Below are 11,807 nucleotides of genomic sequence, written 5' to 3' on the forward strand. Positions count from 1 at the left end.
CGAGCGACAGGATTGGTTTTGCGGCATTATTCCCCTATATGGGGGCCGCGGCCGGATCGCCGGCATGAGCCCGCGCGAGCGAAAAAGCCTTCCTGTCCAAACGATTGTAAACCAGCCCTCGATGACCTCTGCGAGCGAATTGCGATCCGGCAAGGGTGACCGCGACGAGAATTTTCCCGTCGCGTCCTGGATCATTCATCCGCGCCATCGCGCCCTGATCCTGGCCTACTACAACTTCGTCCGCACCGCCGACGACATTGCCGACCATGCGACGCTGCCGCCCGATGAGAAGCTTGCTTATCTCGATCTGCTCGAGGCGGAACTGCTCGGCAAGGGCGACACCCAGGCCGAAGCCGTCACCCTGCGCCGCGCGCTGGCCGAGCGCGGCATGGCGCCGCGACATGCGCTCGACGTGCTCATCGCCTTCCGCATGGACGTGACCAAGCTGCGCTATGAGAATTGGGACGAGGTCATCCACTATTGCCGTTATTCGGCGATGCCCGTCGGGCGCTTCATGCTCGACGTCCACGGCGAGAGCACCTCGACCTGGGCCGCATCGGACGCGCTCTGCGCGGCGCTCCAGATCAACAATCACCTGCAGGATTGCGGCAAGGATTTCCGCGAGCTCAACCGCGTCTATCTGCCGCGCGATGCGCTGGCAGCACACGGCGCCTCCGTCGAGCAGCTCGGGCTTGCGCAGTCACCGCCGGCGATGCTGGCCTGCCTTCAGGCGCTTGCCGCGCGCAATGAAGCGCTCCTCAGGCAGAGCAAGTCGCTGAGCGCGGAGGTGAGGGATTTTCGCCTCGGCGTCGACATTTCGGTGATCCAGGCCTATGCCGGCCGCATCGTGCGCCTCTTGAAGGTGCGCGATCCCCTGCGCGAGCGCGTGCATCTGAACAAGTTCGAGCTGCTCGCCTTCAGCCTCGCCGGGATGATCGGCGAAGTCGGCCGCCGCGCGATCGGACGCAAGGCCATTTCCAGACCGGGGACTGCACATGACGCTTGAGGCGACCACGCCCGGCGCCAGTTACGGCTCGGCCGCATCCGGCAGCTCGTTCTATGCCGCGATGCGCATCCTGCCGCGTGACCAGCGCGAAGCGATGTTCCAGATCTACAGCTTTTGCCGCCAGGTCGACGACATCGCCGATTCCGACGGCCCGCGGGAGGAGCGGCTCGCCGCACTTCAGCAATGGCGCAACGACATCGATGCGCTCTATCAGGGCCATCCGCCGCCGCGGCTGAAGGACTACGTCGCCTCGGTGAAGGCCTTCGGGCTCAAGCGCGAGGACTTCCTCGCCATCGTCGACGGCATGGAAATGGATGTGCCGCAGGACATCCGCGCGCCCGACATGGCAACGCTTGATCTGTACTGTGACCGTGTCGCCAGCGCCGTGGGGCGGCTGTCGGTGCGCGTGTTCGGAATGCCCGAGGAAGACGGCATCCTGCTCGCGTACCATCTCGGCCGCGCGCTGCAGCTCACCAACATCCTGCGCGATATCGACGAGGATGCGGGCCTCGGCCGGCTCTATCTGCCGCGCGAAGCGCTGCTGCATGCCGGCATCACCTCCGATGATCCGGACCGCGTGATCGCCGAGCGCGCGCTGCCGAAGGTCTGCCTGCCGCTGGCGCAGCGCGCGAAGGTGCATTTCGAGAAGTCGGACGAGATCATGAACCGCAACAAGCGCCGCGCGGTGCGCGCGCCGCGGATCATGTCGAAATACTATCATTCCATTCTGGACCTGCTGATCGCGCGCGGCTTCACCGCGCCGCGCGAGCCGGTGCGTGTGTCGAAGATCGCACGCATCCTGATCCTGCTCCGCTACGCTTTCATCTGATGCAAAAGACAGCTCATATCATCGGTGCTGGAATTTCCGGCCTCTCCGCCGCTGTGCGGCTCGCCAATGCCGGCTTCAAGGTCGCCGTGCACGAGGCGACCCACCAGGCCGGTGGCCGCTGCCGCTCCTATTTCGACGGCGCCACCAATCTCACCATCGACAATGGCAATCATCTGCTGCTGTCGGGCAACAGTCATGCGCGTGCCTATGCGCGCGCGATCGGCACCGAGGCGGGCCTCGTCGGTCCTGAAAGCGCGCAGTTTCCCTTCGTCGACATCAAGTCGGGGCAGCGCTGGCAGATCGATCTCGGCGCTGGCCGGTGGCCGACCTGGGTGTTCGACGAGAGCCGCCGCGTGCCCGACACCGGCCTCACCGATTATCTGAAGCTGGCGCCGCTGATCTGGGCGTCGGAGGAGACGCTGGTCGGCAAGTCCATTCCTTGTGAGGGCATCCTCTATCAGCGTCTGGTGCAGCCGCTGCTGCTCGCGGCGCTCAACGTCGATCCGCCCGAGGGCTCGGCGGGGCTTGCGGGCGCGATCGTGCGCGAGACGCTGCTCGCGGGCGGGCAGGCCTGCCGTCCCTTGATAGCGCGCGACGGTCTCAGCGCGGTGCTGATCGAGCCTGCGGTGAAGTTCTTGCAGGAGCGCGGCCACTCGGTTCAGCTGGGTCATGAGCTGCGCTCGTTTGCGACCACCGACGGCAAGGTCGGCGCGCTGAATTTCGGCGGCGAGGATGTGATCCAGATCGGTGAGGGCGATGTCATCGTGATGGCGGTGCCGCCGCGCGCCGCCGCGAGCCTGCTGCCCGGCCTGAAGACTCCGACCGAATTCCGCGCCATCGTGAATGCGCATTTCCGTTTTGAGCCGCCGCCGGGTTCGCCGCCGATCCTCGGCGTGATCGGCGGCGTGGTGGAATGGCTGTTCGCATTCCCCAACCGGCTTTCCGTGACCATCAGCAATGGCGACCGTCTGGTCGACATGCCGCGCGAGGAACTCGCACAGGCGATCTGGAGCGACGTCTGCAAGGCCGCTGCCCTGTCCGGTGAGCTGTCGCCGCCACTGCCCCCCTGGCAGATCGTGCGCGAGCGCCGCGCCACATTTGCGGCGACGCCGGCCCAGAATGCCCTGCGTCCGGGGCCGGTCACTGCGCTGAAAAACCTGTTCCTTGCCGGCGACTGGACTGCTACGGGATTGCCGGCAACCATCGAGGGATCGGTCCGGTCCGGCGATCGCGCCGCCGATCTGGTTCTGGCCGCCAAAGGATCCTGAAAGGCGGCCCTGACGGGCAAATGTCCCGGCCAATTTTCAATCGACTATCGGAGCAATCGAGCGACATGGATTCCGTGAACGCGACCAGCCGCGAGACCCTGGAATCGAGCATTGCGTCGGCCACCCAGGGCGTCCTCGGCTTCCAGCAGTCCGACGGCCATTGGGTGTTCGAGCTCGAGGCCGACTGCACGATTCCAGCCGAGTACATCCTGCTGCGCCACTATCTCGCAGAGCCGGTCGACACCGTGCTCGAGGCCAAGATCGGCAACTACCTGCGCCGCGTTCAAGGCGCCCATGGCGGCTGGCCCCTCGTGCATGACGGCGAGTTCGACATGAGCGCGAGCGTGAAGGCTTACTTCGCGCTGAAGATGATCGGAGATTCCGTCGACGCGCCGCACATGGTGCACGCGCGCGAGGCGATCCATGCCCGAGGCGGCGCGATCAACAGCAACGTCTTCACGCGCTTCCTGCTGGCGACGTTCGGCGTCGTGACCTGGCGCGCGGTGCCGGTGCTGCCGATCGAGATCGTGCTGCTGCCGTTCTGGTCGCCGTTCCACCTCAATAAGATCTCCTACTGGGCGCGCACCACCATGGTGCCGCTGATGGTGATCGCCGCGCTGAAGCCGCGCGCGAAGAATCCGCTAGGCGTCGGCATCGACGAGCTGTTCCTCCAGGACCCGCGTTCGATCGGCATGACCGCCAAGGCGCCGCACCAGAGCATGGCCTGGTTCCTGCTGTTCCGCTCGCTCGATGCCATCTTGCGCGTGATCGAGCCGCTGTTTCCGAAGAGCCTGCGCAAGCGTGCGATCGACGCCGCGCTCGCCTTCATCGAGGAGCGGCTCAACGGGGAGGACGGCATGGGCGCGATCTACCCGCCCATGGCCAACATTGTCATGATGTATGACGCGCTCGGCAAGGATGAGAACTATCCGCCGCGCGCGACAACGCGGCGGGGCATCGAAAAGCTGCTCGTGATCGGCGACGACGAGGCCTATTGCCAGCCCTGCGTCTCGCCGGTGTGGGATACGACCCTGACCGCCCATGCTCTGCTGGAGGCCGGTGGAGACAAGGCGGTACCCGCCGCCAAGCAGGGCCTCGACTGGCTGATCCCGAAGCAGGAGCTCGAGGTGAAGGGCGACTGGGCCGTGAAGCGGCCCGACGTCCGCCCCGGCGGCTGGGCCTTCCAGTACAACAACGCCCATTATCCTGACCTCGACGACACCGCGGTCGTGGTGATGTCGATGGATCGCATGCGCCGGGAGCACGGCGCGACCGGCTATGATACCGCGATCGCCCGTGGCCGCGAGTGGATCGCGGGCATGCAGAGCGACGACGGCGGCTGGGCCGCCTTCGACGTCAACAATCTCGAATATTACCTGAACAACATCCCGTTCTCGGACCACGGCGCGCTGCTCGATCCGCCGACCGAGGACGTCACCGCGCGCTGCATCTCGATGCTGGCGCAGCTCGGCGAGACCGAGAAGACCAGCAAGCACGTTGCCGACGGGATCGCGTACTTGCGGAAGACCCAGCACCCGGAGGGGTCCTGGTACGGCCGCTGGGGCATGAACTTCATCTATGGAACCTGGTCGGTGCTGTGCGCTCTCAACATGGCCGGTGTCGACCACAAGGACCCGATGATCCGGAAGGCCGCCGACTGGCTGACCTCGATCCAGAACCAGGATGGCGGCTGGGGCGAGGACGCCGTCAGCTACCGGCTGGACTACAAGGGCTGGGAGGCTGCCCCCTCGACAGCCTCGCAAACGGCATGGGCCTTGCTTGCCCTGATGGCGGCAGGCGAGGTTGATCACCCCGCCGTCGCCCGCGGGGTGGAGTACCTGATTGCAACACAGAACAAAAAAGGACTGTGGGACGAGCAGCGGTACACCGCCACAGGCTTCCCCCGTGTATTCTATCTACGGTATCATGGTTACCCGAAGTTCTTTCCGCTGTGGGCGTTGGCGCGGTATCGGAACTTGCGGAACACCAACAGTAGGGTGGTAGGGGTCGGAATGTGACTTTGGGGACGGGGGACTGTTTCACCGCGGGTAATACCATCGACCCGCGGCCGATACTGATCGTGACCGGACTGGTTCAGGAGGCCCGCATTGCGGCCGGGCCCGGAATGGCGGTCATCTGTTCATCCAGCAGCCCGACCCAGTTGCGGGCGCTGCTGACGGTGGTGGATCCTGATACGATTCGCGGCGTGATCTCCTTCGGCGTGGCCGGCGGGCTCGACCCGACGCTGCGGTCCGGCGACGTCGTGCTGGCGACCGAGGTGCTGTCCGGCGATGCCCGCTGGGCGGCCGGGCTGTCGCTCGGCGACGACCTGATCGAGCGCCTGACCTCCGGCCGCCGCCGCGTCGTGCGCGGCAGCCTCGCCGGAGCCGAGGAGGTGGTCACGAAGCGGGCCTGCAAGGCGGCGCTGCATTCGGAGACGGGAGCCTCCGCCGTCGACATGGAAAGCCACATCGCGGCCGCCTACGCTGCCGAGGCCGGGCTGCCCTTCGCCGCGGTTCGCGTCATCAGCGACCCCGCCCATCGCGCGCTGCCGGCGCTCGCCCGCGCCGCCATCAAGCCGAACGGCCAGATCGATCTCGCCGCCGTTCTGCGCGGCATCGTCCGCAATCCGGCGACGCTGCATGCGCTGGTCTCGACCGGCCTCGACTTCAACCGCGCACTGCGCTCACTTCGCGGCTGCCGCGATTATCTGATCGGAACGGAGCTCATCGAGAGCGAGGCGCTGGTGTCGAAGGCGGCCTGAGCGGCTTCCTCGATTCGACAAAAAAGGCCCGGTCGCCATTGGCACCGGGCCTTTTCCATTCGTGACTATTTCTGTCGCGCCTACGCGGCGGTCGAAGCCTTCTGCGCGGCCTTCGCCTGCGCGGCGGCGGCTTCGTCCTTGCGGATCTCGGACAGCTTCTTCTGGACCTGCTCCGAGAAGATGTACTGCGCCGGGCGCTGCTTGCTCATGTCGATCTCCGGCGCCATCGGGCCGGTCGTCCTGACGCCGCGCAGCGCCACCCACATCGCCTTCAGCGGGTTGTTGAGGGCAGCCGTCGCCGCGGTCGGCTCGTAGCCGCAATGGGCCATACAGTCGGCGCACTTCTCGTAACGGCCGGTGCCGTAGGTTTCCCAGTCGGTGGTCTCCATCAGCTCCTTGAAGGTCTTGGCGTAGCCTTCACCGAGCAGGTAGCAGGGCTTCTGCCAGCCGAAGATGTTGCGCGCGGGCATGCCCCAGGGCGTGCACTCGTATTCCTGGTTGCCGGCGAGGAAGTCCAGGAACAGGCCGGAATGCATGAAGTTCCACTTCTTGCCCTTGCCCATCGCGAAGACGTCGCGGAACAGCTTCTTGGTCTTGGTGCGGTTGAGGAAGTGCTCCTGGTCCGGCGCGCGCTCATAGGCGTAGCCCGGCGACATCGAGACGCCGACGCCGAGCTCGACCGTGAGGTCGAGGAACTTTGCGATCTCCTCGGCCGGATGGCCGTCGAAGATGGTGGCGTTGACGTTGACGGTGAAACCGCGCGCCTTGGCCGCCTTGATCGCCGAGACGGCGCGGTCGAACACGCCCTTCTGCGACACGGCCTTGTCATGGTGGTCGCGCAGGCCGTCGAGATGCACCGAGAAGAACAAGTACGGCGAGGGCTCGAACAGATCGAGCTTCTTCTCAAGCAGCAGCGCGTTGGTGCAGAGCGAGACGAACTTCTTGCGCGCGACGAGGCCACGCACGATCTCGCCGATCTCCTTGTGGATCAGCGGCTCGCCGCCGGGAATGGCGACCATCGGCGCGCCGCACTCGTCGGCCGCGTCCCAGCACTCCTGCGCGGTCATGCGGCGGTTGAGGATCGCATCGGGATAATCGATCTTGCCGCAGCCGACGCAGGCGAGGTTGCAGCGAAACAGCGGCTCCAACATCAGCACGAGCGGATAGCGTTTGCGGCCAAGCAGTTTCTGCTTGAGCAAATAGCCGCCGATACGCATTTCCTTGAAGAACGGGATAGCCATTACAGGTTTCTTTCTGGGCTTTGAATTCGGGTGGGTCAGCTCGCAGCCAGTTGGGCCGGAAGCCGGAATTCGATGTTTTCCTCGCGGCCCGGCAGCACCGAGACCTTGACCGGTCCGATCCGCCGCATCGCTTCGATCACGTCATCCACGAGTACCTCGGGCGCCGAAGCGCCGGCCGTGACGCCGACGGTCCTGGCATCCTTCAACCATTCCGGATTGAGCTCGCTGCCGTCGGCAATCAAATAACTCGCGACGCCGGCCTCAGTGCCGATTTCGCGGAGCCGGTTCGAGTTCGAACTGTTGGCAGCGCCCACCACCAGGATCACGTCGACCAGCTTGCTCAAATCCCTTACCGCAGATTGGCGGTTCTGTGTCGCATAGCAGATATCCCGGATATCCGGGCCTTGAATATCTGTAAAGCGGGCCTGAAGGGCCGCGATGATGTCCTTGGTGTCGTCGACCGACAGGGTGGTCTGGGTGATGTAGGCCACTGGCGTATCCGCCGGCAATGTGAGCGCCTTAACCTCCTCGACGCTCTGGACAAGCTGCACCGGTCCCGGGACCTGGCCCATCGTGCCCTCGACTTCGGGGTGGCCGGCATGGCCGATCAGAATCAGCGTCCGGCCCTTGCCGATGTAGCGCTTCCCCTGATTGTGAACTTTCGTGACCAGGGGGCAGGTGGCATTGAGGACCGGAAGGTCGCGCGCGGCAGCCTCTTCCTCGACACTGCGGGCGACGCCATGGGCGCTGAAGACCGTCACCGCCTTCGGCGGCACCTCGGAGAGTTCCTCGACGAAGATTGCGCCTTTGCTCTTCAGGCTCTCGACGACGTACTTGTTGTGCACGATCTCATGGCGCACGTAGACTGGCGGGCCGTACTTCTCCAGCGCCCGTTCCACGATTTCGATCGCACGCACCACGCCCGCGCAGAAACCGCGCGGTTGCGCCAGATAAACTTCCATTGGACGTCCATCACGCAAGTTGCACCAATCCGCTCTGTAAGTTCCCCGGCGGCACCCGATACTGACCAATGAGTTGCAATATCCGCACCATTGGTTCGCACACGCGGTAGCCGCCCACCCTCATGGGGCTCCGGCGCATGGAGGCGCAATACTTTGTGTCAAAAAATCGGCAATAAGGAAAGAAGGGAACGCTGGCAGCTCATTTCTTAGGTATTATAGTACGCTGCACCCTGTGCGCAAATGCGTGACATCGGTGCATCGTTCTTCGTCACTTTCCCGCCTCAAGTCCCCGGGTATACCGACCGCCCGCATGATTTTGCCACGGTCCCCCGCCGTTTACCTCGAACCTTCGCGCGGCGAGAACCGCTCAAAACAGCAATAGGTTTCGCCGGGGAACTCCGATAAACAGCGGGCGTTTCCGGCAAGCTGTTTAACCGCAGAAAGAAAAGAAGTGCTGCAAAGCGTAGTCGTTGCCATCGTCAGGGCCTGCACCCGGTTTGCCTCCCTCGTCGTCGTTCTCGGGCTCCTGCTGTCGGTGGGGGCGGGCTATTACACTGCGCGCCACTTCGCCATCAACACCGACATCAATTCGCTGATTTCCCAGAATCTCGACTGGCGCAAACGTGACCAGCAATTCGACCAGGCGTTTGATCAGAACGAAACGATCCTCGCTGTGATCGAGGCCCGGACGCCGGAGATGGCGAGCGCCGCGGCAGACGCGCTCTATGCCAAGCTGAAGGACGACAAGACCAACTTCCAGTCGATGCAGCAACTCGGTAGCGGCGAGTTCTTCGAGAGGAATGGACTGCTGTTCCTGCCGACGGAAGAAGTCGCCAAGGTCACCGGCCAGTTCGAATCCGCCGCGCCCCTGATCGAGATCATGGCCGGCGATCCCTCGATCCGCGGCCTCACCGGCGCGCTTGAAACCGGCCTTGCCGGGGTCAAGCGAGGCCAGGTCAAGCTCGACAATACCGAGCGGCCCTTCAACCTGATCGCGCAGACCGTCGAGACCGTGCTCAACAAGGGCAATGCCAGCTTCTCCTGGCGCGAGCTCGTCAGCGACGAGCCGTTGAAGGATTCGGACAAGCGCACCTTCATCGAGTTCAAACCGGTCCTCGACTACAACGCGCTGGAGCCGGGCAAGGACGCCACCGACGCGATCCGGAAAGCGGCGGCCGATCTGGACTTTCCCACCAAATACCAGGCGCGGGTGCGCCTGACCGGACCGGTCCCGATCGCCAACGAGGAGTACGCGACCGTACAGGAGGGGGCCGTCGTCAACGGCGTCGGCACCGTTCTTGTCGTGCTGGTCATCCTGTGGCTGGCGCTGCATTCGGCGAAGATCATCTTTGCGGTGTTCGTCAATCTCTTCGTGGGCCTAGCGATCACGACCGCGGCCGGCCTGATGATGGTCGGCTCGCTCAATCTGCTGTCGATCGCGTTCGCGGTGTTGTTCGTCGGTCTCGGCGTCGATTTCGGCATCCAGTACAGCGTCCGCTATCGCTCCGAGCGCTACAAGCACAATGACCTCTCGGGCGCGCTGGTGCTGGCCGCCAAGCGCTCGGCGGTGCCGCTGTCGCTCGCGGCGATGGCCACCGCGGCGGGCTTCCTCTGCTTCATGCCGACCGACTACAAGGGCATCTCGGAGCTCGGACAGATCGCCGGTGTCGGCATGCTGGTGGCGTTCGTGTCCAGCATCACTGTGCTGCCGGCGCTGCTCAAGCTTCTGAACCCGCCCGGCGAGCCGGAGCCCGTCGGCTACGCCTTCCTGGCGCCGCTCGATCACTTCCTGGAGAAGCATCGCGTGCTGATCGTCGGCGGCACGCTGCTGCTCGCGCTTGGCGGCCTGCCGCTGCTCTACTTCATGAAGTTCGACTTCAACCCGATGAACCTGCGCAACCCGAAGGCCGAATCGATCGCCACCTTCCTCGATTTGCGCAAGGACCCCAACACCGGCGCCAATGCCATCAACGTGATGACGACGTCGGAGGAGCAGGCGAGGCAGGTCGAGGCGAAGCTGGAGAAGGTGCCAGAGGTGCTCAGGGTGATGTCTCTCGACAGCTTCGTGCCACAGGACCAGCCGCCGAAGCTGAAGCTGCTCGCACAGGGGGCCAAGGTGCTCAATCCTGCGCTGAACCCCGATCAGATCGATGCGGCGCCGTCGGATCAGGAAAATGTCGAGTCGCTGAAATCGTCAGTCGACAATCTGCGCCGGACCGCGGGCGACGCGAAGGGACCTGGGGCGGTCGCCTCGCGCCGTCTTGCAGACGCGCTCGAAAAGCTCGCCGATGGCGACGAGGCCACGCGCAACAAGGCGCAGGACGTGTTCGTCACGCCGATGAAGATCGTGTTTGACCAGCTCAGGAACGCCATGCAGGCCGAGCCGGTCACCCTGAAGTCACTGCCGCCCGAGCTCGTCAGCGCCTGGAAGAGCAAGGACGGCATCATCCGCGTCGAGGCGCTGCCCAAGGGCGATCCCAACGACAACGACACGCTGCGCAAATTCGCGGCGGCGGTGCTCGCGGCCGAGCCGACCGCGATCGGCGGACCGGTCTCGATCCTGAAATCCGGCGACACCGTGGTGAAGGCGTTCATCCACGCCGGCATCTACGCGCTGGTGGTGATCGGGCTCCTGCTGTGGATCACGCTACGCCGGTTCGTCGACGTGCTGATGACGCTGGTGCCGCTTCTGGTTGCCGGCGCAGTGACGCTCGAGATCTGCGTGTTGATCGGCCTGCCGCTGAACTTCGCCAATATCGTTGCATTCCCGCTGCTGCTCGGCGTCGGTGTTGCCTTCAAGATCTATTATGTCGTCGCGTGGCGCTCGGGCAGAACAAACCTGCTCCAGACCAGCCTCACGCGCGCGATCTTTTTCAGCGCGCTGACGACGGCAACAGCGTTCGGCAGCCTGTGGCTGTCGAGTCATCCCGGCACGTCCAGCATGGGCAAGCTGCTGGCACTCTCGCTGGTGACGACGCTGGCTGCCGTGCTGCTGTTTCAGCCGGCCCTAATGGGCAAACCCCGCAATCTCGGGGAGTAGGCAGATGTCGCCGACGGGGTCGGCGGCGCTCTTCTGACCGGGCTTGGCGGCGCCAGCAGCCTTCGGAGCTGCAGGCGCAGGCGCCGTGGCGCCGGTCGTGGCTTGAGCTGCCTGCGCCCCTTGAGGCTTCGGCGGCGCCGCGCCGCCGGATTTCGGCGCGCCCTTGGCCATGGCGTTGACAGGACTCGAGGGGATTGGCGGGCCGACCCGGGTCCAGGTCTCGCCGCCGCAGAGAAAGCCCATCACGCAGCCCTTGATTTCGAGTTGGTCGGGACCAGCCGGCGTGATGGTCGCGCTGTAGAGCTGTCCATCCTTGGCGTTGTAGACCTGTCCTTCCCACTGATCGATACCGGGCTTCTTCTTCATGTCGATCAGGGTAGCCATGCCCAGCGTCGGCCTGTTCTTTTTCGAGACATCCGGATTGTTCTCGTCGCGCCCGCCGGGTTGCTTTTCCCAGGAAACCGCGCCCCACATGCTGCCATAACATTGGGCGACACGAATGTTGGCAACGCTGTCGGCTACCCGCCAGTCGCCGGTCGGGTCTGCAGCGAGCGCGGGTGTCAGGCAGGTGTAACCGCCAGCCAGTATTAGTCCGGTGTAAAGGGCCAAACGCATGATAGTTCCTTGGCAGTGCAACATGATCTAAAAGCTGTGCTTGCGAAGATGGTCCGAAAAAGGGCAAAAGGCCGCACAGAGC

Annotated in this window: 9 protein-coding genes; 6 read left to right on the plus strand and 3 right to left on the minus strand. The window is 64.6% G+C overall.

Going from position 1 to position 11,807, the window contains the following annotated elements; translation table 11 throughout:
• The first annotated feature begins 121 nt into the window (after positions 1 to 121).
• The 5 genes from hpnC to EHH60_RS17865 all read left to right on the plus strand — a co-directional run bounded on the left by hpnC (position 122) and on the right by EHH60_RS17865 (position 5,867).
• Positions 122 to 1,006 (plus strand): squalene synthase HpnC, encoded by an 885-nt coding sequence (hpnC, locus tag EHH60_RS17845; protein ID WP_124160767.1) that lies wholly within the window; start codon positions 122 to 124, stop codon positions 1,004 to 1,006.
• Positions 996 to 1,835: a presqualene diphosphate synthase HpnD gene (gene hpnD, locus EHH60_RS17850; protein WP_124160768.1), complete on the plus strand. Its 840-nt coding sequence runs from the start codon at positions 996 to 998 to the stop codon at positions 1,833 to 1,835. The genes hpnC and hpnD overlap by 11 nt, the downstream gene beginning before the upstream one ends.
• On the plus strand, positions 1,835 to 3,103 hold the full coding sequence (gene hpnE, locus EHH60_RS17855; protein WP_124160769.1) for a hydroxysqualene dehydroxylase HpnE: 1,269 nt from the start codon (positions 1,835 to 1,837) through the stop codon (positions 3,101 to 3,103). Before hpnD ends, hpnE begins: the two co-directional genes overlap by 1 nt.
• A gap of 65 nt (positions 3,104 to 3,168) precedes the next feature.
• Positions 3,169 to 5,121 carry a squalene--hopene cyclase gene (shc, locus tag EHH60_RS17860; protein ID WP_124160770.1) on the plus strand — a complete coding sequence of 651 codons (1,953 nt, stop codon included), beginning with the start codon at positions 3,169 to 3,171 and terminating at the stop codon, positions 5,119 to 5,121.
• Complete coding sequence (locus EHH60_RS17865) at positions 5,118 to 5,867, plus strand: phosphorylase (RefSeq protein WP_124160771.1); 750 nt, start codon at positions 5,118 to 5,120, stop codon at positions 5,865 to 5,867. Before shc ends, EHH60_RS17865 begins: the two co-directional genes overlap by 4 nt.
• A gap of 80 nt (positions 5,868 to 5,947) precedes the next feature.
• Here EHH60_RS17865 and hpnH read toward each other — a convergent pair whose 3' ends face one another.
• Positions 5,948 to 7,108: an adenosyl-hopene transferase HpnH gene (gene hpnH, locus EHH60_RS17870; RefSeq protein ID WP_124160772.1), complete on the minus strand. Its 1,161-nt coding sequence runs from the start codon at positions 7,106 to 7,108 to the stop codon at positions 5,948 to 5,950.
• A gap of 35 nt (positions 7,109 to 7,143) precedes the next feature.
• A complete protein-coding gene (gene ispH / locus EHH60_RS17875) occupies positions 7,144 to 8,070 on the minus strand; it encodes a 4-hydroxy-3-methylbut-2-enyl diphosphate reductase (protein ID WP_124160819.1) in 927 nt (308 codons plus the stop codon).
• Between the two features lie 451 nt (positions 8,071 to 8,521).
• Between ispH and hpnN the strand changes: the two genes are divergently transcribed.
• Positions 8,522 to 11,110 (plus strand): hopanoid transporter HpnN, encoded by a 2,589-nt coding sequence (gene hpnN, locus EHH60_RS17880; RefSeq protein ID WP_124160773.1) that lies wholly within the window; start codon positions 8,522 to 8,524, stop codon positions 11,108 to 11,110.
• Here the strand turns inward: hpnN and EHH60_RS17885 are convergent.
• A complete protein-coding gene (locus EHH60_RS17885; RefSeq protein WP_199751539.1) occupies positions 11,078 to 11,725 on the minus strand; it encodes a DUF2147 domain-containing protein in 648 nt (215 codons plus the stop codon). The two genes, hpnN and EHH60_RS17885, sit on opposite strands and share 33 nt — an antisense overlap.
• Positions 11,726 to 11,807 lie beyond the last annotated feature (82 nt).

The sequence above is a fragment of the Bradyrhizobium sp. RP6 genome (assembly GCF_003837805.1).
In the GTDB taxonomy this organism is placed as follows: Bacteria; Pseudomonadota; Alphaproteobacteria; order Rhizobiales; family Xanthobacteraceae; genus Bradyrhizobium.

What these genes read in the sequence shown, in the direction of transcription:
- ispH (WP_124160819.1), bottom strand. Translation starts at nt 8,070, where the DNA reads ATGGAAGTTTATCTGGCGCAACCGCGCGGTTTCTGCGCGGGCGTGGTG.
- hpnH (WP_124160772.1), bottom strand. Translation starts at nt 7,108, where the DNA reads ATGGCTATCCCGTTCTTCAAGGAAATGCGTATCGGCGGCTATTTGCTC.
- shc (WP_124160770.1), top strand. Translation starts at nt 3,169, where the DNA reads ATGGATTCCGTGAACGCGACCAGCCGCGAGACCCTGGAATCGAGCATT.
- hpnC (WP_124160767.1), top strand. Translation starts at nt 122, where the DNA reads ATGACCTCTGCGAGCGAATTGCGATCCGGCAAGGGTGACCGCGACGAG.
- hpnE (WP_124160769.1), top strand. Translation starts at nt 1,835, where the DNA reads ATGCAAAAGACAGCTCATATCATCGGTGCTGGAATTTCCGGCCTCTCC.
- EHH60_RS17885 (WP_199751539.1), bottom strand. Translation starts at nt 11,725, where the DNA reads ATGCGTTTGGCCCTTTACACCGGACTAATACTGGCTGGCGGTTACACC.
- hpnD (WP_124160768.1), top strand. Translation starts at nt 996, where the DNA reads ATGACGCTTGAGGCGACCACGCCCGGCGCCAGTTACGGCTCGGCCGCA.